Here is a 19,689-nt window from a genome sequence, read left to right on the forward strand (position 1 = left end):
ACGGCCCGGGATTGCTCCCGGGCCGCTTCTTTTGCCCCTACGGCCTTTTTTATTCCGCTGCCTGGATCATCACGCCGCCCTTGAGACCCATGCGTTCCGCCACGCCCAGGCCATAGGCCTTGTCGGCGAGATAGAAATGCACGATCTGGCGGCGCACGATTTCCTCCGGCACGCCCTGCATCGCCTCAGCGATGTTGTCCATGAGCCGGTTCTGCTCTTCCGGCGTCATGAGGCGGAAGAGATTTCCTGGCTGCGTGTAATCATCGTTGCCTGCGCGGTGATCGTAACGATCCGCATCGCCTGAAATCTTCAGCGGTGGCTCTGCGGCGCGCTGCGTCTGAACCGGACCGTTGAAGGAGTTAGGCTCGTAATAGGCGTTACCCCGGTTCGGAACGTCGAACAGCATCGAACCATCCGCATGATAATGATGAACCGGGCAGCGCGGGCGGTTCACCGGTAGCGCCTCGTAATGCGTGCCGACGCGATAGCGGTGCGCATCAGCATAGGCGAAGATGCGGCCCTGCAGCATCCTGTCGGGTGAGAAACCGATGCCCGGCACGATGTTCGACGGCGAGAACGAGGACTGCTCCACTTCCGCGAAGTAGTGAGCGGCGTTGCGGTTGAGTTCGAGAATGCCGACCTCGATCAGCGGATATTCCGCATGCGGCCACACCTTGGTGACGTCGAACGGGTTGTAGGAGGTTTTCTCCGCATCCGTCTCGGGCATGATCTGCACGCAGAACTTCCAGCGCGGGAAATCGCCGCCTTCGATGGCCTCGTAGAGATCGCGCTGGGCGCTCTCACGGTCCTTGGCAACGACTTCCTCGGCCTCGCGGTTCGTCCAGGTCTTGATGCCTTGCATGGACTTGAAGTGGAACTTCACCCAGTAACGCTCACCGGCCTCGTTGATGAACGAATAGGTGTGGGAGCCGAAGCCGTGCATGAAGCGGTAGCCCTGCGGGAGGCCGCGATCCGAGAACAGGATCGTCACCTGGTGCAGGCTCTCGGGGCTCAGCGACCAGAAATCCCACATGGCGGTCGGCGACCGCAGATTCGTGGCGGGATGGCGCTTCTGCGTGCGGATGAAGTCCGGGAACTTTACGGGGTCGCGCACGAAGAACACGGGCGTGTTGTTGCCGACGATGTCCCAGTTGCCCTCTTCCGTGTAGACTTTCAGCGCGAAGCCGCGCACGTCGCGCTCGGCATCGGCTGCGCCGCGCTCGCCAGCGACGGTGGAGAAGCGCAGAAACACTTCCGTCTGCTTGCCGACTTCCGAGAAGACTTTCGCCTTGGAATATTTCGTGATGTCGTTGGTGATGGTCAGCGTGCCATAGGCTGCCGAGCCCTTGGCATGGACGACACGCTCCGGAATGCGCTCGCGGTTCTGGTGCGCGAGCTTCTCGATCAGCTGGTAATCCTGGAGCAGCAGCGGTCCGCGTTCGCCCGCCGAAAGGCTGTTCTGGTTGTCGGCGATCGGCGCACCGGCTGTGGTCGTCAATGTCGTTGTCTTCGTCATAGTCGTCCCCCTTGAGTGAGGCGAACATGCCAAGGAGCGGCGATAAGGTCCAATTGGATTGATTACAAAGTGTGATCAGATATTCTTATCGGCATCATGGTCACGATCAGGCAATTACGTTATTTTAGCTCACTCGCCCGTACCCATCATTTTGGCATGGCAGCCGATCAGTGCGCGGTCACCCAGCCAGCCTTGTCCATGCAGATCAAGGAGCTGGAACGGGAGCTTGGCGTCGAGCTGGTGGAACGGCGCGGCAACTCGGTTGTCCTCACCTTGGCGGGACAGGAGATCGCCAAGCGGGCCGAGGCGATCTTGGGTCAGGTGCGCGAATTGACGGATCTGGCACGTCAGCACCATGGGGTGCTCGCCGGTCCCATACGACTCGGCATCATCCCTTCCGTTGCGCCTTATCTCTTGCCCGCAATGCTTACGGAAGTGCAGCGGCATTATCCGCAACTCGACCTGCAGATCCGCGAAACGCAGACCGACATGCTGTTGGACGAATTGCTGCGCGGAGATCTCGATGCGGTGCTGGTCGCCTTGCCGGTCCAGAATGCGCAGCTGGAATCGGAGCCGCTCTTCGATGACCGTTTTCTCGTGGCCGTGCAGGCTCCAGCCGCCGATCAGTGGGCCTCGAAGGACCTGTTCGAATGGATCGGGCAGGAGCGCCTGCTCCTGCTGGAGGAAGGTCATTGCCTGCGCGACCAAGCGCTGCACTATTGTCAGATCGCAAATATGCAGGCGCGAAAATCGCTCGGCGCCGCATCGCTGACAACCATCATGCAGATGGTGGCGGCAGGCCATGGCATCACGCTTCTGCCGGAACTGTGCGCGGAAGCCGAGGTGGATCGTCAGCGGGTGGCGCTCATTCCCTTTCCGGACAACCCGCCCAAGCGCACGCTCGGGCTCGTCTGGCGGAAAACGTCGGGGCGCAAAAAGGATTTTTCCGCGCTCGCCGAACTGATCAAAAGCGTGCGGCAGGTTCAGGCTGCCTAGCAAAGAAAAAGGGCTTCCCGATTTTTGCCGGAAAGCCCTTTATGTGTCGTTTGCAGGTTAAGTCAGCAGCCCGTCAGCTTCACGCGCTCCACCTCAAGCCCGAAGAGCGGGCGCACGCGGGTGCCGATTACGTTGCCGGTGAAGGCTGCCACGAGCCAGACCCAGCCATGGAAGCTGCCCGAGGCGATGCCGGAGAAATAGGCTCCGATGTTGCAGCCGTAAGCCAAGCGAGCGCCATAGCCGAGAAGCAGTCCGCCAACGATGGCGGCAAAGGCAGAGCGCAGCGGAATCTTCCACACCGGCGCGAAGCGTCCGGCGAGGGACGACGCGAGCAGGGCGCCGAGGATGATGCCGAAATTCATCACCGTCGTGATGTCGTTGAAGATGCTGCCGTTCAAGGCGGCTTGGTTAGCCGGGCTCGACCAATAGGGCCAGCTCGCTACATCGAAGCCGATGGCAGCCGCAATCTTCGAGCCCCACAGAGCGAAAGCCGATGTGACGCCCCAGGGGCGGCCCGCAAGATAAAGGGTCACGAAGTTCAGGAGAGCCAGTGCCACCGCACCTGCCACAATCGGCCAAGGCCCGCGCAGGAAGCGCGCAAGACCTTGGCGGGGCGAGGGCGCGGCCTCGATCAGCCTGCCATGCCGACGCTTCTCGAACACCACCGTCGCGGCAGCGATCAGTGCAAAGACTGCAAGCTGCACGGCAAGGGCGGTCCAGGGTCCCCACAGTTCGATAATCGAGATCTTGGGCAAGCTCGGGAGTGCCGTCCACCAATGCAGATGGGCAGCGCCGATGACGGAGCCTGCGATGAAACCCGCCAACGTGATCAGCATGCGCGTAGAGCCGCCGCCTACCGTGTAAAGCGTGCCGGAGGCGCAGCCGCCGCCAAGTTGCATGCCGATGCCGAAGATGAAAGCGCCGAAAACGACACCGATGCCCGCCGGCGACACATTGCCGGCGACCGGCTGACCGAAGAGGGAGCCGGATGCCAGAACAGGAAAGAACAGGATGGAGGCAATCGCCAGCATCACCATCTGTGCCCGCAGGCCCTCACCGCGCCGGTCAGCGATGAACACGCGCCAAGCGGAGGTGAAGCCGAAGGCTGCATGATAGAGCACAAGACCCAGAGCTGCCCCGAGTACGTAAAGCGCAGCCTGCTTCGGGCTGATGATTGCTCCCAATAGGGCCGCACCGCCAAGGATACCCGCGGCCGCGGCCAGTGAAGGCGGGGTGTTGATGGTCAAGCTCGCACGGTTTCCAGCGGAAAGGGGCGAAGCCACAGCAGAGCTGGACATGGAAACTTCCTTGCTGCGTCAATGGAAAAGGGAAAAGCGGTCCTGCGACCTTCGAAATGAATGTGTGGTTCTTTTTAAAGAACGTCAATAGGTGCATAATACAAATAATAATCATATATAAAGTGTGAAATAGAACCGATTGTGCCTTCGGGCCTTCCATCCGATGCTTCGCGCCAACCCACAGGAATGACTGCCAGCATGTCCATCAAGCCAGACGTCCCCGCCGCTATCGGCCATACGCCGCTCATCAAGCTCCGCCGTGCATCCGAACTCACGGGTTGCACGATCCTCGGCAAAGCCGAGTTCATGAATCCCGGACAGTCGGTGAAGGACCGGGCTGCGCTCTTCATCATCCAGGATGCAGTGAAAAGCGGGGCGCTGAAACCGGGCGGCGTGATCGTGGAAGGAACGGCCGGTAACACCGGCATCGGACTCGCGCTGGTGGCCAATGCATTGGGCTTTCGCACCGTGATCGTGATTCCAGAGACGCAGAGCCAGGAGAAAAAGGACATGCTTCGGCTCGCGGGTGCAGAACTCATCGAGGTGCCCGCGGTGCCCTACGCCAATCCCAACAATTACGTGAAGGTTTCAGGACGTCTTGCCGAGCGTCTCGCTGCATCAGAACCAAATGGCGCGATCTGGGCCAACCAGTTTGACAATGTCGCGAACCGTCAGGCGCATATCGAAACCACCGGGCCTGAGATCTGGGAACAGACAAATGGCGAGGTCGACGGCTTCATCTGTGCGGTGGGCACAGGCGGCACGCTGGCCGGTGTCGGCATGGCGCTGAAGCGGCGCAACCCAAAGGTTGGGATCGGTCTTGCCGATCCAATGGGAGCGGCTCTTCACAGCTACTACACCACGGGCGAACTGAAATCGACGGGATCATCGATCACGGAGGGCATCGGACAGGGACGCATCACAAAGAATCTGGAGGGCGCTCCCATCGACGTAGCGTTTCAGATCCCTGACGAGGAGGCGCTGCCTGTCATCTTCGACCTTCTGGAGCATGAAGGCCTGTGCCTCGGCGGTTCGTCCGGCATCAATGTCGCGGGCGCGATCCGGCTTGCCCGTCACCTCGGCCCCGGACACACCATCGTCACCGTGCTCTGCGATTACGGAACGCGCTATCAGTCCAAGCTCTTCAATCCGGCTTTCCTGCGTGAGAAGAATCTGCCGGTGCCCGAATGGATGGATCGCAAAAGCACGATTGACCCGGGCCTTGTGTAAGAGACATCAAAACAAATGCCGCGTCTGAACGGGATTCAGGCGCGGCACTCGACATTTCTCGACGTTCTTCAGGCAGCGGAAGATGTGCTGCTCTCCGTCGTCTCGCTCTCATCGGGCCGTTGCTGATGCGCGCGCGAGAGATTGACGGGAGGGCGCGTGGGCTGCTGCGCACCCGTCTTGACGGCTGCGTTGAAGTTCTGAAGATCGGCCTGAATGCTGTCGAGAAGATCGATCATCCACATCTCGCTCGCATCGATCTTGTCGCGCAGGGCAGACTTCGCGATGTCGACCTTCGCCGAAATCTCCATCGGGTTGCGAGATTGAAGCGTGCTGAAGTCCTGTTCCAGAGTGGCGAGCTCAACCAGAAGCTCATCACGGAGAGCCCGCTGATCCTCGGCGGTGATCAGGGGCGAGTTCAGCATCCCGCGCAAAGCGGCCCAGCGCAGGCCGAGAGCGCTCACCGATTGCGTGCTGGTGAGTTCAGCAAGTTTCTGAGTTTCTGCCACAGAGTCTTCCTTTGAAAGAGCTTCGAATTGAACCGTGACAGAAAGCGCGATTGTTGTGGCGTGAATCGGGCAGCCGCACAAGAAAAGCGCGACTGCGCATGAAAAGATCGCGTGCCGTTAAGGCCCGTTAACGAATGAAGAAATACAGTGTCAGAGTAGCACCGACAGCAATCACCAGCCAACGGATCACGCTTGCAGGCAACCGACGGCCGAAGACGACACCGAGATAACCGCCGATCACCGACGCAGCGCCGACGATGATCGTCTCAGGCCAGCTTACAAGCCCTGCTGCAATAAACAGCACGACGGCGACGAGCTGAATCAACGTGGAGCAGAGGTGCTTTGCCGAGTTGATGAGGTGAAAGTCGTCGCCTTCGGTGATCGCGAGTGCTGCAAGCATCACGATGCCCATGCCGGCCCCGAAGAATCCGCCATACACCGCAACGCCTGTCTGAAAGGCGAGACCCGCCGCCCAGGCGCGGGTGGACGGATGTTTGCCCTCGCTCTTTCCGATGCGGCGGGCCAGCGCCACAATGCGGGGGCTTGCGGCAAAGAGCACGGTCGCGAAGAGCAGCAGCCACGGCACGAGGAGGCGGAAGGCCTCGTTGTTCGTCACAGTGAGAATATAGGCGCCGCCCAGGCCGCCGATCAGGCTCACCACGCCGAGAGCCGCGAACCGACGGGCGTTGGCAACGAGTTCGCGCCTGTAAGCCCACGCACTCGACAGGTTGGCGGGCGTCACAGCAACCGCGCTCGTGGCATTGGCCACGACCGGGGGCAGACCGGCCGCGACAAGAGCCGAGAAAGTGAAGAAGGTGCCGCCACCCGCGATGGCGTTGACGAGACCTGCCGCAAGACCCGAAGCCGCAAGAAGCGCTACAGTGGTAAGTTCCATGATCCGATCTGTTCGACGAGGAAGAAAGGCAAGAAGGGTTGGGGAGGGGATAGCATCGGAGGCCCGGGAAGCCCATAGGGCGAACGTATAGAGGGCTCTGGGAGGGAAGAAGGGAAAATTTGCCTCTAAAAACCCGTGGTTTTCTGTGGATCGTGCCTTGGGCGTCCATTGCCCTTGAGGCCGCGAAGACGGATGTTAGAACACATGTCGAACATCATCCCTCTCGCCCCGCGCCTGAAACAGGCCAAGACCACCCTGTCGGAGGTGGAAGAGCGGGCGGCTTTGGCCGCGGATCTCATCGATCTGATCGAGCGGGTGAGGGAGATGACCGAGCATGTGGCCGCGCTGCCTGGCCCCTCCATGCAGATCCAGCAGACGGCCCAGCATCTTCTTGACGCCGGAACCTCTCTCGAGCGCGCCGTCGAAACCTTGACCGAGAATGGTGAGTGGGTGCCCTTCTAGAGGCCTCCCCAACCCTACCTCAGTAATTTTCTCGAAATCTTATTTCAATGCCTCCATTCGCTCGGAGGCCTGGGTCATGCCCAGTGACTGGGCTTGTCCGTAATATTCCCGCGCCTTGGCGGCGTCGCCGCGGATGCCGCGCACGCCGAGTTTCGTCAGAACATGGGGATCGAACGTCTCGGCGAGCAGAAAGGCGGCCCGTGCATTACCGTCCTTCAAGGAGCGCTCTAGGAGAAGGCGCGCTCCACTCACATCGCCGCTTCGGAAGAGTTCGTCCGCGCGGACCGTGAGTCGATCGTCCGTTCTGGTTTCCTGCGCAGGCGTGTCGGCTTTGAGTTCAGGCATAGGCACAGGTTTCATGGCTGCGGGCGGATCAACGGGCGCAATGCGGGCTGCCGAGAGAGGACGAGCCGTTTCTGACAATTGCACGATCAAAACCTGAGCCGGCTCTTTCTCAGGTGGGACGGGAGCAACGGTTTCCGCTGCCGGCTCGACCTTTATGGAACCGACGCTTGCGTCTGTTGACGAGAGAGCCGGGAATCCCTCGGCCTTGACCGGTGTAGGCGCGGGCATTGCAGGCAATGCATTCCGCTCTTGAGTTTGTTGGAGTGAATGCAGCGACTGTTTGGCGTCGGCGAGCTTCTGCGCGAAGTCGTCACCTCTCGTTTGAGCCTGGGCCAGCGCATCTTCCAACTCGGCGATGTAAGCAGCGGATTGTGTCTCCTGAGCCTTGAGGGCTTTCAGGCTACGCACATCCTCCCGCGCACGGGTGAGTTCACGCTCGATGCCGGCGCTGCGTTCCCGCTCATTCTGCAGCAATGTCTCCAACTGAGCGATGTCCCGCGCTGTTTTCGCGCTGTTCATCTCTCCTGTGTCCTTGAGCGCGCGGTAATCGGCCTCCAGGCTGGCGAAATTCTGCGCAATCGCCTCACGCTGTTGTTTCTCCTGCTGCAGGACACGCTGCAGCTCCGATATTTTGAGTATGGAATTGGATGATTCCGCTTTCAGACGTTCGGTGAGAACCTTGTGCTGTCCTGTAAGATCGGCCAGCTCGCGCGAGATCGTGGTGTTGTGGGATTGTTCTCGGTCGAGAGCCTCCTGCATTGCGGCCAGGTTGGCCGCAATGGGTTGAACAGGCATGTCGCAGGCTGAAGCCGACGCGCGGGGCTGCTCGGACACTCGAAGGCCAAGGCTTTTCAGAGTAGGACGCAGCTCCGGATCGCGAATGCGGTCGATAAGGGCAATGGCGAGCGTTCCTGCCTCAATCGCTGAGTTGAGGTTGCTTTCCGCCTGTTTCAGATCACCCTGTTCCAAAGCAGAGAGAAGGTCGGCCGCAAGACGCTCCCGATCCGGGGACGTGATAAGGAAAGGAAGCATGTCCGACAGATCGCTGCCGCCTCCTTTCGTGATCGGCGCGGCATCTATTGCCGATGCATCAGGAAGGTCTGTAGGGGGGCTCTGGGCGAGGGCAGGGCCCATGAGAGAAAGACTGATCAGGGCGATCGCTAGGAATTCTGTGGTGGGATGCGAAAGTTTGAGATGATCCCGCTTGTTCATGTCGGACCTCCTCGGATGGAGGCCGAAGACTCGATGTCGAGCCTTCGGCTTCGGTCCTGTTGTTGTGGTTCTTCTAGTCCTGCCGGGCGGCTCTGCGCGGGGCTCGCTGGCGATCGTTCTGCCAGGCGAGGAAATCCCGGAAGAGAGCCTCGCGCTGTTCAGGAGACACCACGATGCCTCTGCTTTGCATGAAGTTCTCGAAGCTCTGCACCTCGGCCGAGGGCTTGCTGGCCGCTGCCGCGCGATCCAGCCAATCCTGCGCAGCTCTGATGCGCTCCCAGCCGGGAATGTCGGCTGCGAGGTTGACCTCTTTCCATTTCGGGTGACGGCCAGGCTGCAGGAATTCGTCGAAGCGCGAGAAGAATGCGTCGACGAAGCGCTTCACGCGGTTGTACCGGTCGGAGTTCTCGGGCCAGTTATATACCGCGAGCAGGCTGCCGACGGCCAGGGTCTCTACGGGTTTGTCGGCTGCAACGAGCTGAGGATAATCCTTGTTCTCGAAGCGTGCCGGGAAATAGGACTCGGCGATCTCGCCCTCGAACGGAATCGAGAGCAAATGGAAGTTTCCATCGGTCTGGAACTCCGCGATGGCTCTGACGGGACGCCCGGCGACATAAAGAGCGGCTTGGATCTCGCCTGACTTGAGTTTCGCGTAGGACGAAGCCTGATCGAAGGTCGTCAGTTCGGGTTTGATCCCGAGCTTGTCGAAGATGAGGCGCGCAGTCAGGTTCGTTCCACTGCCGACCTTGTCGATATTGACCTTCTTGCCCTCGAGCTGCCGGATATCCGTAATCTCGCGGTTCGCGATGATGTGGACCTCTTCGTTGTAGAGGCGTGCGATGAAGCGCAGACGCCGGACCGCATCATCCTGGAGGTTTTCCGCCTGCAACTGCTCGCGGGCGTCCATCTGCACGATGCCGATGTCCACGCCGCGGAGGAACATGATGTCCTTGAGGTTCTGAAGCGAGCCCCGTCCGATCATCGGCAGGATGCGCAGGTCGTCGTTGTCGAGCACGTTGGCGAGATCGGCGGCGATGCGGATATAGGTTCCGTCGGCCCCACCCGAGACCACCCCGAGAGTGCCTTTGTTGGCGCGTGATGCGCTGACGCCTGGGCTAGGCAGGGTCTGAGCCGAGGCGCAGACGATGCCGGAAAGAAGGCCCGCTGCAACGACGGCCGCGCGCATAGCCTGTCGAAATGGGGAAAAACCTGCTGAGGAAAAAACGTGAACTCGACCCGCCATACTGCGTCCTCCCTGGACTGACCTTTTGGCCGCTTGTCGTTTCAATCGTTTGCCTTGCGAATGCGATATATGAAAATATTCATTATGAATTCGATGAGCGAAACGAAAGAACACTCATGCTATGCCCATCAGGAGTCGGGTCAATCTGGTTTTGAATTCGGATTAATACTCAAGAAGTGCTAGGGTATAATCCTAAAGTAATATATTTTATCTTTATTTTCCTTCTGCGGGTCGAATTTCTCATGGCGGTTGGGGTGATGTCCTCTTGGGAAACCAGCATCTCCCAGGCAAATCCTGAAAAATTGTTAGGGAATTTGGGTGCTCCTTAACCGTCCATTAACCATAAGCGTTCGAAATCGGGGGGTATTAAAGGAATTTGAACTCCCGTGACCATCGCCGTTCGCCCCCGTCCCGCTCTTCGCTTCCGTGGCAGGTCCTTCATGGCCCTGGTCCTCGCGCCTGAAGTGCCCCTGAGGGACTGGCTCGAGGATCTCGACGCCGTATCGGAGCGTTCGCCCGGATTTTTCACCGGCCGGCCGATCATTGCCGATGTCTCCAACCTCAAGCCATCCAAATCCGAGCTGAAGTTTCTTCTGGCCGCCTTCAAGATGCGCAATATCCGCATCATCGGCCTCGAAGGCGCGGCTCCTGAGAATGTCGAGCCCGACATGCCGCCGCAGATTACGGGCGGCAAGCCTGCGGGCGAGATCGACGTGCCGGATGCAGCCGACGCCGCCAACGCGGCGGTCGCCGCCGTCTCCGCGTTCAGTCAGGATCCTTCCGCCGACAAGACGCTGATGATCGAGGGCTCCGTGCGCTCTGGTCAGTCGATCCTGCATCCCGAAGGCGACGTGACGGTTCTCGGCTCCGTCGCTTCCGGCGCGGAGATCGTGGCTGGCGGATCCATCCATGTTTACGGCGCGCTGCGCGGCCGCGCGATCGCCGGCTGCACGGGTAACGGCCGCGCGCGCATCTTCTGCAGAAAGTTCGAGGCGGAGTTGATCGCTATCGACGGTCTCTACAAGACCGCCGACGATCTCGGTTCAAAGTTCCACGGTCAACCCATCCAGGTGAATCTGGATGGCGATTCGATCATCCTGAAAACCCTGGATTGATAGAGAAAGAGAGACACCAATGGCCAAAGTCTTGGTCGTAACATCCGGCAAAGGTGGCGTTGGCAAGACAACGTCTTCGGCAGCTCTGGGCGCAGCGCTGGCGCATGGCGGCGACAAGGTCGTCGTCATCGACTTCGATGTCGGCCTGCGCAATCTCGATCTCGTCATGGGCGCTGAGCGCCGCGTGGTGTTTGATCTCATCAACGTGGTTCAAGGCGACGCCAAGCTCTCCCAGGCTCTTATCCGCGACAAGCGCCTCGAGAACCTCTCGCTGCTTCCCGCCTCGCAGACCCGCGACAAGGACGCATTGACGGAAGAGGGCGTAGCCCGCGTTCTCAATGAGCTTCGCGAGAAGTTCGACTGGATCGTCTGCGACAGCCCGGCTGGTATCGAGCGCGGCGCGACCATGGCCATGCGCCATGCGGATGTGGCCGTCGTCGTCACCAATCCGGAAGTGTCCTCGGTTCGTGACTCCGACCGCATCATCGGCCTCCTCGATTCCAAGACCGAGAAAGCCGAAAACGGAGACCGCATCGAGAAGCACCTGCTGCTCACCCGCTACGATCCCGTCCGCGCCGAGCGCGGCGAGATGCTGAAGGTCGAGGACGTGCTGGAGATCCTATCCATCCCGCTCATCGGCATCATCCCCGAGAGCGAAGAGGTGCTGAAGGCTTCGAACATGGGTTCTCCGGTGACCCTCAACAATCCGTCGAGCGCACCGGGCCGCGCCTATTTCGATGCCGCACGTCGCCTCAAGGGCGAGACACTCGAAATGACGATTCCGAGCGACAAGAAGGGTCTGTTCGGCAAGTTGTTCGGACGGAGGGCCGCATGAGCCTGCTAAGTTTCTTCAACCGCCGCAGCTCGGCGCCTGTAGCGCGCGAGCGTCTGCAGATCCTGCTCGCCCATGAACGCGGCATCGTAGGCGGACAGCCCGATCTGGTAGCGAAACTGCGTGAGGAAATCCTCGCCGTCGTCCGCCGCCATGTGATGGTCGAGCATGACAACGTTCAGGTGAAGATGAACCGCGATGCGGACATCTCCACCCTCGAGATCGAAGTCGAGATCCCGGCTCCCGTCGGCGCTCGCTGATCGGCTCCGCAAGAAAGCATTCGGACGGCCCCTGTGTTGCAGGGGCCGTTCTCGTTTAGGGCTGCTTGTTCCACACGCCGAGCTTTGCCTCGCGTGCGTGGTTCGCCGCAGCCTTCAATTCCGGCGTCGCCTCCGCAGTGGGCTGTCCGCCGCCGTTGAACAGAATGACGCGCGACAGATCCTGCTCCCCCACGCGGCAGCGATAGGTCTCTGTGCCTCCTGTGGGCTCACAGCTAACCTCGCGACCTTGCAGGTAAGCCGTCAGGTCCTCCGGTTTGCCCGCACCTGGCGCCCATTCCACACCGAAAAGACGAACCACCTCGCCGTTCAGGGATAGTGTGGCAGTGTCGATCACGTCTGGCACGCCGCGCAAGGTTTGCCCACGTGTCGTGCGGACCGCGGGCGCTTGCGCATTCGCAACATCTCCGGAGGCAAGAGCTCCGGTTTCCGAGGGGCCATCGATGCTGGCTTGCGTGGTATCGTCGGAGCCAAGAAACAAGAACGCGCCTGCACCCAGCAACAGCAGGAACGCGGCCACGATACCCAAAGCAAAGCCGGGGCGGCGCGACACAGGCTTTTCCTGAATATTGTCGAAGAACGCCTGTGCGCGCTCCTTGGAATCCGCGATGGTGTTCCGGACACCTGCCATTGCATCCGTGTGCTTTAGGGCCTGCGGCATCCTCAGCGTGCCGGATATGCCTTGGGTCCAGCTGTGAAACCGAACCTTTCCCTTCCGCCAATGAGCGAGCGCATGAGTGCCGAGTGAGGGCTCGCTCTTGCGGTCCGATTCCGGATTGCTGGAATCCAGGCTCAGCCAATCCCGTTTCGGCCCCTGCTTTGCCTGGGCGGGAGCCGGACTCGTTTCCGCGACAGCCGGTCGCGGTGTGGGATGAGGCTTGAAAAGAAACGGGTGAATGCTGCGCAATTCGACAAGCAGATCCTGCAAGGTGAACGGAACGGCTTGTCCATTCTCCTCCTTCATCCGCGGCTGGCCATTGGCATCGATGACGGTGAGTTTCAGCTCGCCATCGACGCGGGATGGGCGCAGGGACGACTCGATGATGAGTTCCAAAGCCCGTCGCGCGTCATCTGTCGGATTAAGCTTCTCGATCTCGGCATGAATGAGCGCGCGCATCTGCTCCCTCAGCTGGACAGCATGGCCGATGGGAGTGTTGCCGAGGTCTCCGGATGCCTCATGACGAGAGATCACATCACTCATTCGACGTTCCCTCCAAAGCAAGAGTGCGTTTGCGCGTCTGCTGAAGCAGGGTGCTGTGCTCAGCGACGATGATCGGCTTCTCGCCAATGAATTCCACGATAAGCTGTAGCGCGCCCGACCCTTGAGAGAGGCGGCGGCGCTTCGGATTGGTTGCTGTGTAATCGAAGACGGCGTGTACCGTGCAGACCGTGCCAGCAGGATTGCACTCGGTGCCTATACTGTCTTCGCGTGGGCGATACTCGCGCTCGGGCCAGCGCCGGGTGAATCGCTGTTTTTCCTTGTAAAGCCGTTCCAGGCTCACGGTGCGGCCATGGAACAGAACGCGCGGGGCATAAAGCTCTGCCGTAGCGTCGAGCGCCACGTCGTTGCGCGAGGACCACGAGGCCAAATAGTCGATGGCGAAGCTCTTGGCGACGTCTGCGCGCGACGTGCGACGTTTGTCCTGCTGCTTCGGTTCTGCTGCCTTTGTGGTCGGCTCAGGCTGCGCTTTCTCCGCGGACGGTCGTGCAGATTGCTGCGCCTCAGGGGCAGGCGGAGCAGGGGGAGCCGTGAGGGGTTGAGAAGGGTGTGCCGGCGGCGCAGGTTGCCCCGCGACGCCATTGTCCGGGGGCGGATCGACCCATGGCCTTGCTTCTTGAGCCAAGGCCATGGAGCCGCCCGCGCACAGGAGTGCGACAATGGAAAGTGTCGATGTCAGCAATCGGACTGCCTGCATGAATTTTCCGAACAGCCTTCTGTTTCAAAAAGGTGACCGGGGAAAAGCGGGCTGGACCGTTCCAAGTTCCATCAAACGCTTTGTCAGGAGAAGATTCGATCAAAGCTCCGCAACGGTGACGGAGCCGACGCCCGTGATGCCGATGGCCTGGGCCGAGGCGCGGGAGAGATCGATCACGCGGCCATGCGCATAGGGGCCACGGTCGTTGATGCGCACGACCACCGATTTACCAGTCTTCTTGTTCACGACACGCACCTTGGTGCCGAAGGGCAGGGTGCGATGGGCTGCCGTGAGTTCATTCGTATTGAAGCGCTCGCCGCTTGCCGTCTTCCGTCCGTGAAAACCTGGGCCGTACCATGAAGCGCGGCCATTCTGGATGACTTTTCCGGAGGTTTCTTTCGGCTGAGCCTGCGCCATGGAGGCTGGAAGAATGGCGATGGCCGACAGAAAAAGTGTAGCGACTTTGAGCGTTGCTTTACGTTGATCCACAATGCATTCCCGTTTTGTTATCGAAGGGTGCGCAAAATGGAGGCTAATGAGGCAACAATGAGACCTCTGTTGTTATTATTATTGCCTGACTTAATCCCATATTACTGAACGAGCGTTCATTTTAGCTTTTAACGTTGTAACGGTCAGCCGAATATAGCCTCTGTGTCGGGCCGGCGGTGCGGCAAGATAGAAGCCCCTGGAACCAAAGGTGTCGATCCATTCATCGGAAGCATGGTGGTGGTGTGGTCTTTGCACTTCACATTCCACCGAAACGAACCTTTAGTGGCCTAATGATTGCCTCCAGGCCCGCAGCACCTGCCTGCGGGCCTCATTTTTGGGATGTGCATGACCATTGCTTCAAAAGCAGCCAGAGGCGACTCGCAGTCGAGGAATGCCGACCAGAGTTCCTACGCTCCGGCCGCCGCATCTCCTGTACTGGGCATTTTGTTCCTGATTGCGTCGACGGTTTTCTTCTCGTTGACCGACATCATTACAAAGCATCTCACGGCGACGCTGCCTGTGGTGGAGATCGCCTGGATCCGCTATGCGACGTTTTCGTGCATCGTCGCTCCGATCGTCTTCATGGCTGGCGGCAGGGCACTGTTCCGCACGAAGCGTCCAGGGCTTCAGGTCCTGAGAAGCTTCGGCATGGTCGGCTCGACGCTGCTGTTTACCCAAGGTCTGCGCTATCTGCCGGTAGCCGAGTCGACGGCGATCTACTTCATTTCGCCGATCCTTATCATGGCGCTGTCCATCCTTTTCCTTGGGGAATCGGTTGGGTGGAGGCGCTGGATCGCAGCAGGGGTCGGCCTCATCGGCGTGCTCGTCGTCATCCGCCCCGGGACCAGCGCTTTCCAGTCCACGGCGCTCCTGCCGCTTCTCGGCGCCACGAGTTGGGCCGCAGGCGCCGTGGTGACCCGCAAGATGAGCGGAGTCGATCACCACCTGACGACGCTCGTCTATTCCGCCGTTGTGGGTTGTGTTGCCCTGACCGTGCTGCTGCCCTTCAACTGGGTGATGCCGCAGCTTAGCGAGATCGGGTTCGGCTTGGCCATGGGCCTGGTCTTCACCATCGGGCAATGGTTCGTGGTGTTAGCCTACCGTCACGGCAATGCATCCGTGATCGCACCGTTTTCCTACGTGCAGCTGATCTGGGCGGGAATACTCGGTTATCTGGTCTTCGGTTCGCTTCCCGATGGGTGGACCGTTGTCGGTGCCTGCATCATCGCAGCGAGCGGGCTCTATACCGCTTATCGGGAGCGCCTGCGGATGCGGCAGAGAGGGGGAGCCTGAGATTCAGGCTCCCGAGTGCACGACGCGCAGGCGCGGGCGCGCGGCGCGGCTGTAGAAAGTGAGTTCGACGCAATCCTCGGCGGCTTCGCCCTCGACCAGACGGTAGCCGAACTGCTCCGCCACGGCGCGCACCTGGCCCAGATTGGCCTTCGAGATGCGGCGGCTGAATTCCGAGACGTCCTGGCTCATGAGCGCGGCCAGAACGCCAACCTCGACGCCCTGGTCGAAATCGACGCTGCGTGCTGGAAAACGAAGCCGCAACCCCTCGGCAAGATGGATGTGATGCATGTGGTCCCGTTCACTTCACGACGTTTCGTCAGGCGTTATCGCCCAGAACATCCTACCGGTTGTTTAAAGCCCGGCGGTCCGGGCCCCGCCTGTGGAAAGAGCGGACAAGATCGATCTGGATCCTAAAGCCTCTTCCGGCATTTATTCTTTTGCAGGCTTTGCGGTTGGCCGTAAGAACGAAGGATTCCGAGATGAAGCTTCAGATGATGGGTGTCGCGCTCGTGGCAGGCCTTCTGGCTCAGGAGGCGGCTTATGCAGCGGATATGGGGCGCCTCAGCGTGACCCGGACCACGCGCGTCACCCGCATGACGCCCATCGTGCCTGAGCGGGCCATTGCCCGTCTGGCGGACCAGGACCTCGGCTATTCCGTCCTACACGAGCCGATCGGCGTGGTGCCGCAGCGCGGCTACAGAATTCATGTGACCTGCACCATCACGGAGAGGTTCCGGCAGACTTACTGCCCGACGCCGGCCTATGTCGCCACGTGCCCCGACGCCAGGATCATCTGCCAATAACCTTCAGGCTTACCTTCCGGGGCTCAACATAATAAGAACACGGCTCGTTCAGCGTGGACCGAGCAGCTTTGCAAGACATCTCATCGACCGGAATCTATGGAGTGCCTCCAGTTGAACTGGCCGAGGCGCCCACAGGCAGCAGACAATTCTCTCCTTTGATCCCCGGCTCCGGAAAGTTGGAGGATCAGGCGGGGGGCTCCCTGACGGAGATGGTGCTGCTTGCTCCGCCCGGCACGGTGGAGCGGCGCTATACCACCGCGCTGGCGCTGAAGGCGCTTGCGCCCGGCGGCAGGCTCACCATTCTTGCGCCCAAGGACAGGGGCGGCTCTCGGCTCGCCAAGGAACTGAAGGGCTTTGGCTGCGACCTCAGCGAAACCTCTCGTCGCCACTATCGCATCTGCACCTGTGAGAGACCGGCGCAGCTCACAGGCATCGAGGAAGCTATCACGGAGGGTGCGCCGCGCTACGATGAGTCCTTGGGGTTATGGACGCAGCCCGGCGTGTTCAGCTGGAACCGCCTCGATCCAGGCAGTGCGCTTCTCGAGCAGAACCTGCCCGCACTGAGTGGCAAGGGCGCCGATTTCGGCTGCGGTATCGGAATCCTGGCACGTGCCATCCTGAAAGGTCCTGGCGTCACCCATCTTGCTTTGCTCGACATCGACCGACGCGCCACCGAGATGGCGGCGCGCAACATCGAGGATCAGCGTGCGGAGATCCACTGGACGGATGTGCGTTCCGGCTTACGCTTGAGCGGCCTCGACTTCGTGGTGATGAACCCGCCATTCCACGACGGTGGGGCGGAGGATCAGAGTCTGGGGCAGAGCTTCATTCGCAAGGCAGCTGAGGCTCTCCGCCTGGGCGGCGTGCTCTGGCTCGTCGCCAACCGGCATTTGCCTTACGAGGGCGTGCTGAAGCCTCTCTTCAAGCGTGTCACGCCGAAGGTGGAGGCCGCCGGATATAAAATCTATGAGGCCCAGAAATGAGCAAGACGCCCACATTCCGCCTCGACCGGCTGCTCGCCAATATGGGCTATGGTTCGCGCCGCGAGGTGCAGCAGCTGGTTCATGCGGGCCTCGTCACCCTCGACGGCGAAACCATCGAAGATGCGGATGATCGCATTGCTGTCACCCGCGATCTCTCGGAGCGCATGCTCATCCGCGGCAAGCCGCTCGATCCGCCGCCGGGCCTCGCTCTGATGCTGCACAAGCCTCTCGGGGTGACGTGCTCGCATAAGGAAGCCGGTCCCCTGGTTTATGGGCTTTTGCCGGAGCGCTGGCGCCACCGTGATCCCGCGATTTCCACCATCGGGCGCCTCGACAAGGAAACCTCCGGGCTCCTGCTCATGACCGATGATGGTGCCCTGTTGCATCGGGTCATCTCGCCCCGCGCGCATATTCCCAAGCGTTACCATGTGACCCTCGACCGCCCCTTGCGTGGCGACGAGGCAGAAATTTTCGCAGCCGGAACTCTTATGTTGGAGGGAGAGGACAAGCCGCTTCTGCCCGCAAGGATGGAGACCCTGTCCGAGACAAGCGCCTATCTCACGCTTACCGAGGGGCGCTATCACCAGGTTCGCCGCATGTTCGCCGCCGTAGGCAACCACGTGAACGCCCTGCATCGCGACCGGATCGGCGAGTTGGCCTTAGGCGACCTGGAGCCCGGCCGATACAGGCTCCTCACGGAAGCCGACCTCGCTTTGATCCTGCCTCCGGTCAAAGGCGTTTGAACCGGGCAACTGGCAGCTTCCTATCGTCAGAGGTTGTCTTGAGGCCATCGATCGAGGTTCAGATTCACATCAAGGGATAAATAGAACATCCGGGGCAGTTGGTTTTGCCGAATAGGCTGAAGCAGCGCCCCAAAAGCAATTAGTTCGTAATATTCATAAGTTGACTAGGAGAGCTGACTTGAAATGGATTCTGATCGCAGCTGGGTTGTATGCAACCACAACTACAGCGATGAGCGCTACTCTCTTGGAGGCGACAAGACTTCCGGCAGCTCGGGCTGGCTGCAAGGATCTACGCAATTACAGAACCATGAACATGATCAGCAAGCAGGAGAAAGCTACATCTGAGGCGTTCATGAGGATGATGCTTGTGACTGGGGAATGTGTGGCCTGGGAGAAGGGAACAGAAGTCTTCTTCATGGAGCAGGTTCAGCATGATGGAACAACATACTGGTGCCTGCGCAAGAGGGGCGAGACTCAATGCTATTGGGGCCACTCACACAAGGACAGTGGCTGGGGCAGTTAAGCTCAATCTTAAATCTGAGCTCTCCGAGCCACCAATGCAGTAGCAGTCCTGCGGCGTGCCCCCACACGATGCGAACGTGTGACCTTTGCCGCAGGAGCCTCAGGCAGCCATCTCTTCGTCAGAGGTTGTCTTGAGGCCCCTGATCAGGTAGGGAAGAGAGCAGGCCCAAGGCCCCAAGCACCCGTAGCTCAGCTGGATAGAGCGTTGCCCTCCGAAGGCAAAGGTCACACGTTCGAATCGTGTCGGGTGCGCCATTCCCTAAACATGCATGTCCGAGGCTGCCTCTGCCGGTGGGTGAGGTGTCCTGCCTCGCTGCTTCAAGCGTTATAAGCATCATTGGAAGGCGGGCTTCTCAACCCTTGCGGGTTATGTTTCCTATTGGTAATGGCGATTTTGCAAGATCGCTTTGGAATAATGCCACGCTAGGTTGTCAAAGAGATCGCTACTATATTACTAATGATCGTCGGCTCGCAGGTGCCTTTGCATTGCGAAGGCACCTGAGGCCTGGCTCTATAAACGGGTCAGGCATAAAGAAGCCGAGGGGATTGCCCTGTCTAATGCCGCAACGTGGCAGGGCGAGGTGATGGGGGATTCATGAATCCGGCTGAGCAGCGTCGCGCCACTCCGCGCTCGCGCACTCTTCTTGAAGGGCAGATTGTCTACAACAATCGCCTGTCCCGAATGGAATGCATCGTGAGGGACCTCTCGGAAACCGGGGCCTGTCTGGTGTTTTCCCAGCCGGTGAAGGTCCCTCGGGAATTCGAGCTGCAGATACCGAAGAAGAAGCTCATCCGGCACGCCCAAATCATGTGGTACGACGGGCAGCATCACGGCGTCATGTTTCTGGACGAGGCTTCTGTTGCGGAAAGCGGAGCCAAACTTCCCGCATCCGGCAGTGAAGCCGCAAGCGTGCCGGAAATCCTGGACGAGACACGCCTGCGCATCGCGCAACTTCTCGGCGTCTCCGTCGACGTGATTCAGCTCAAGCTGGGAATCGGCAAGTAAAGACGG

22 protein-coding genes and 1 tRNA gene are annotated in these 19,689 nt (G+C 60.2%); 13 read left to right on the plus strand and 10 right to left on the minus strand.

The window, feature by feature from the left end; all coding sequences use genetic code 11:
• Positions 1–49: 49 nt before the first annotated feature.
• The gene (locus tag BLP10_RS07850; protein WP_091133064.1) at positions 50–1,516 is read right to left on the minus strand and encodes a catalase; all 1,467 of its coding nucleotides are present in this window, start codon (positions 1,514–1,516) and stop codon (positions 50–52) included.
• Between the two features lie 96 nt (positions 1,517–1,612).
• On the opposite strand from BLP10_RS07850, the gene BLP10_RS07855 reads away from it, so the two are divergent.
• Positions 1,613–2,512, plus strand: a complete 900-nt coding sequence (locus tag BLP10_RS07855; RefSeq protein WP_091133070.1) for a hydrogen peroxide-inducible genes activator — start codon at positions 1,613–1,615, stop codon at positions 2,510–2,512.
• A 62-nt stretch (positions 2,513–2,574) separates the two neighbouring features.
• Here the strand turns inward: BLP10_RS07855 and BLP10_RS07860 are convergent, their stop codons facing one another.
• Complete coding sequence (locus BLP10_RS07860; protein ID WP_091133073.1) at positions 2,575–3,810, minus strand: YeeE/YedE family protein; 1,236 nt, start codon at positions 3,808–3,810, stop codon at positions 2,575–2,577.
• A gap of 198 nt (positions 3,811–4,008) precedes the next feature.
• Here BLP10_RS07860 and BLP10_RS07865 point away from each other — a divergent pair, with 198 nt between their 5' ends.
• Positions 4,009–5,040, plus strand: coding sequence for a cysteine synthase A (locus BLP10_RS07865; protein ID WP_091133076.1), 1,032 nt, complete (start codon positions 4,009–4,011; stop codon positions 5,038–5,040).
• Positions 5,041–5,108: 68 nt separating this feature from the next.
• Here the strand turns inward: BLP10_RS07865 and BLP10_RS07870 are convergent, their stop codons facing one another.
• Both BLP10_RS07870 and BLP10_RS07875 read right to left on the minus strand, forming a co-directional pair.
• Positions 5,109–5,546, minus strand: a complete 438-nt coding sequence (locus BLP10_RS07870; RefSeq protein ID WP_091133078.1) for a hypothetical protein — start codon at positions 5,544–5,546, stop codon at positions 5,109–5,111.
• Between the two features lie 127 nt (positions 5,547–5,673).
• Entirely contained in the window at positions 5,674–6,441 is a 768-nt protein-coding gene (locus BLP10_RS07875) for a sulfite exporter TauE/SafE family protein (protein ID WP_091133081.1), read from the minus strand.
• 204 nt (positions 6,442–6,645) lie between these two features.
• Here BLP10_RS07875 and BLP10_RS07880 point away from each other — a divergent pair, with 204 nt between their 5' ends.
• On the plus strand, positions 6,646–6,903 hold the full coding sequence (locus BLP10_RS07880) for a hypothetical protein (protein ID WP_091133085.1): 258 nt from the start codon (positions 6,646–6,648) through the stop codon (positions 6,901–6,903).
• A gap of 39 nt (positions 6,904–6,942) precedes the next feature.
• On the opposite strand, the gene BLP10_RS07885 is transcribed toward BLP10_RS07880, so the two are convergent.
• Both BLP10_RS07885 and BLP10_RS07890 read right to left on the minus strand, forming a co-directional pair.
• The gene (locus tag BLP10_RS07885; protein WP_091133089.1) at positions 6,943–8,460 is read right to left on the minus strand and encodes a hypothetical protein; all 1,518 of its coding nucleotides are present in this window, start codon (positions 8,458–8,460) and stop codon (positions 6,943–6,945) included.
• 73 nt (positions 8,461–8,533) lie between these two features.
• Positions 8,534–9,646: a TAXI family TRAP transporter solute-binding subunit gene (locus BLP10_RS07890; RefSeq protein WP_175493823.1), complete on the minus strand. Its 1,113-nt coding sequence runs from the start codon at positions 9,644–9,646 to the stop codon at positions 8,534–8,536.
• A gap of 443 nt (positions 9,647–10,089) precedes the next feature.
• Between BLP10_RS07890 and minC the strand changes: the two genes are divergently transcribed.
• Genes minC through minE form a run of 3 tightly spaced genes read left to right on the plus strand, consistent with a single transcriptional unit; the run spans position 10,090 to position 11,910 of the window.
• Positions 10,090–10,818 (plus strand): septum site-determining protein MinC, encoded by a 729-nt coding sequence (gene minC, locus BLP10_RS07895; protein ID WP_425286941.1) that lies wholly within the window; start codon positions 10,090–10,092, stop codon positions 10,816–10,818.
• 19 nt (positions 10,819–10,837) lie between these two features.
• A complete protein-coding gene (gene minD / locus BLP10_RS07900; protein ID WP_091133097.1) occupies positions 10,838–11,653 on the plus strand; it encodes a septum site-determining protein MinD in 816 nt (271 codons plus the stop codon).
• Positions 11,650–11,910: a cell division topological specificity factor MinE gene (minE, locus tag BLP10_RS07905; protein WP_091133100.1), complete on the plus strand. Its 261-nt coding sequence runs from the start codon at positions 11,650–11,652 to the stop codon at positions 11,908–11,910. Before minD ends, minE begins: the two co-directional genes overlap by 4 nt.
• Before the next feature lie 55 nt (positions 11,911–11,965).
• On the opposite strand, the gene BLP10_RS07910 is transcribed toward minE, so the two are convergent.
• The 3 genes from BLP10_RS07910 to BLP10_RS07920 all read right to left on the minus strand — a co-directional run bounded on the left by BLP10_RS07910 (position 11,966) and on the right by BLP10_RS07920 (position 14,261).
• A complete protein-coding gene (locus BLP10_RS07910; protein WP_091133103.1) occupies positions 11,966–13,129 on the minus strand; it encodes a thermonuclease family protein in 1,164 nt (387 codons plus the stop codon).
• Positions 13,122–13,844: a hypothetical protein gene (locus BLP10_RS07915; protein WP_091133105.1), complete on the minus strand. Its 723-nt coding sequence runs from the start codon at positions 13,842–13,844 to the stop codon at positions 13,122–13,124. The genes BLP10_RS07910 and BLP10_RS07915 overlap by 8 nt, the downstream gene beginning before the upstream one ends.
• 99 nt (positions 13,845–13,943) lie before the next feature.
• Positions 13,944–14,261 carry a septal ring lytic transglycosylase RlpA family protein gene (locus tag BLP10_RS07920; RefSeq protein WP_091133522.1) on the minus strand — a complete coding sequence of 106 codons (318 nt, stop codon included), beginning with the start codon at positions 14,259–14,261 and terminating at the stop codon, positions 13,944–13,946.
• Positions 14,262–14,678: 417 nt separating this feature from the next.
• Between BLP10_RS07920 and BLP10_RS07925 the strand changes: the two genes are divergently transcribed.
• Positions 14,679–15,626 (plus strand): DMT family transporter, encoded by a 948-nt coding sequence (locus tag BLP10_RS07925; RefSeq protein WP_244510443.1) that lies wholly within the window; start codon positions 14,679–14,681, stop codon positions 15,624–15,626.
• Positions 15,627–15,629: 3 nt separating this feature from the next.
• On the opposite strand, the gene BLP10_RS07930 is transcribed toward BLP10_RS07925, so the two are convergent.
• The gene (locus BLP10_RS07930) at positions 15,630–15,914 is read right to left on the minus strand and encodes a hypothetical protein (RefSeq protein ID WP_091133107.1); all 285 of its coding nucleotides are present in this window, start codon (positions 15,912–15,914) and stop codon (positions 15,630–15,632) included.
• A gap of 191 nt (positions 15,915–16,105) precedes the next feature.
• Between BLP10_RS07930 and BLP10_RS07935 the strand changes: the two genes are divergently transcribed.
• The 6 genes from BLP10_RS07935 (at position 16,106) to BLP10_RS07960 (ending at position 19,683) form a co-directional block, all read left to right on the plus strand.
• On the plus strand, positions 16,106–16,429 hold the full coding sequence (locus BLP10_RS07935) for a hypothetical protein (RefSeq protein WP_091133109.1): 324 nt from the start codon (positions 16,106–16,108) through the stop codon (positions 16,427–16,429).
• Positions 16,430–16,521: 92 nt separating this feature from the next.
• Positions 16,522–17,412, plus strand: a complete 891-nt coding sequence (locus tag BLP10_RS07940) for a class I SAM-dependent methyltransferase (RefSeq protein WP_244510458.1) — start codon at positions 16,522–16,524, stop codon at positions 17,410–17,412.
• Positions 17,409–18,155 carry a pseudouridine synthase gene (locus tag BLP10_RS07945; RefSeq protein WP_091133113.1) on the plus strand — a complete coding sequence of 249 codons (747 nt, stop codon included), beginning with the start codon at positions 17,409–17,411 and terminating at the stop codon, positions 18,153–18,155. Before BLP10_RS07940 ends, BLP10_RS07945 begins: the two co-directional genes overlap by 4 nt.
• Before the next feature lie 178 nt (positions 18,156–18,333).
• Positions 18,334–18,678, plus strand: a complete 345-nt coding sequence (locus BLP10_RS23370; protein WP_091133115.1) for a hypothetical protein — start codon at positions 18,334–18,336, stop codon at positions 18,676–18,678.
• A 177-nt stretch (positions 18,679–18,855) separates the two neighbouring features.
• A tRNA-Arg gene (locus BLP10_RS07955) sits at positions 18,856–18,932 on the plus strand.
• A 340-nt stretch (positions 18,933–19,272) separates the two neighbouring features.
• Complete coding sequence (locus BLP10_RS07960) at positions 19,273–19,683, plus strand: PilZ domain-containing protein (protein ID WP_091133117.1); 411 nt, start codon at positions 19,273–19,275, stop codon at positions 19,681–19,683.
• Positions 19,684–19,689: the final 6 nt, after the last annotated feature.

The sequence above is a fragment of the Microvirga guangxiensis genome (genome assembly GCF_900102135.1).
GTDB lineage: Bacteria > Pseudomonadota > Alphaproteobacteria > Rhizobiales > Beijerinckiaceae > Microvirga > Microvirga guangxiensis.

What these genes read in the sequence shown, in the direction of transcription:
- BLP10_RS07910 (WP_091133103.1), bottom strand. Translation starts at nt 13,129, where the DNA reads ATGAGTGATGTGATCTCTCGTCATGAGGCATCCGGAGACCTCGGCAAC.
- BLP10_RS07935 (WP_091133109.1), top strand. Translation starts at nt 16,106, where the DNA reads ATGAAGCTTCAGATGATGGGTGTCGCGCTCGTGGCAGGCCTTCTGGCT.
- BLP10_RS07920 (WP_091133522.1), bottom strand. Translation starts at nt 14,261, where the DNA reads ATGGCGCAGGCTCAGCCGAAAGAAACCTCCGGAAAAGTCATCCAGAAT.
- BLP10_RS07915 (WP_091133105.1), bottom strand. Translation starts at nt 13,844, where the DNA reads ATGCAGGCAGTCCGATTGCTGACATCGACACTTTCCATTGTCGCACTC.
- minD (WP_091133097.1), top strand. Translation starts at nt 10,838, where the DNA reads ATGGCCAAAGTCTTGGTCGTAACATCCGGCAAAGGTGGCGTTGGCAAG.
- BLP10_RS07925 (WP_244510443.1), top strand. Translation starts at nt 14,679, where the DNA reads ATGACCATTGCTTCAAAAGCAGCCAGAGGCGACTCGCAGTCGAGGAAT.
- BLP10_RS07875 (WP_091133081.1), bottom strand. Translation starts at nt 6,441, where the DNA reads ATGGAACTTACCACTGTAGCGCTTCTTGCGGCTTCGGGTCTTGCGGCA.
- BLP10_RS07960 (WP_091133117.1), top strand. Translation starts at nt 19,273, where the DNA reads ATGAATCCGGCTGAGCAGCGTCGCGCCACTCCGCGCTCGCGCACTCTT.
- BLP10_RS07850 (WP_091133064.1), bottom strand. Translation starts at nt 1,516, where the DNA reads ATGACGAAGACAACGACATTGACGACCACAGCCGGTGCGCCGATCGCC.
- BLP10_RS07865 (WP_091133076.1), top strand. Translation starts at nt 4,009, where the DNA reads ATGTCCATCAAGCCAGACGTCCCCGCCGCTATCGGCCATACGCCGCTC.
- BLP10_RS07890 (WP_175493823.1), bottom strand. Translation starts at nt 9,646, where the DNA reads ATGCGCGCGGCCGTCGTTGCAGCGGGCCTTCTTTCCGGCATCGTCTGC.
- BLP10_RS07885 (WP_091133089.1), bottom strand. Translation starts at nt 8,460, where the DNA reads ATGAACAAGCGGGATCATCTCAAACTTTCGCATCCCACCACAGAATTC.
- BLP10_RS07880 (WP_091133085.1), top strand. Translation starts at nt 6,646, where the DNA reads ATGTCGAACATCATCCCTCTCGCCCCGCGCCTGAAACAGGCCAAGACC.
- BLP10_RS07855 (WP_091133070.1), top strand. Translation starts at nt 1,613, where the DNA reads ATGGTCACGATCAGGCAATTACGTTATTTTAGCTCACTCGCCCGTACC.
- BLP10_RS07860 (WP_091133073.1), bottom strand. Translation starts at nt 3,810, where the DNA reads ATGTCCAGCTCTGCTGTGGCTTCGCCCCTTTCCGCTGGAAACCGTGCG.
- minE (WP_091133100.1), top strand. Translation starts at nt 11,650, where the DNA reads ATGAGCCTGCTAAGTTTCTTCAACCGCCGCAGCTCGGCGCCTGTAGCG.
- BLP10_RS07945 (WP_091133113.1), top strand. Translation starts at nt 17,409, where the DNA reads ATGAGCAAGACGCCCACATTCCGCCTCGACCGGCTGCTCGCCAATATG.
- BLP10_RS07930 (WP_091133107.1), bottom strand. Translation starts at nt 15,914, where the DNA reads ATGCATCACATCCATCTTGCCGAGGGGTTGCGGCTTCGTTTTCCAGCA.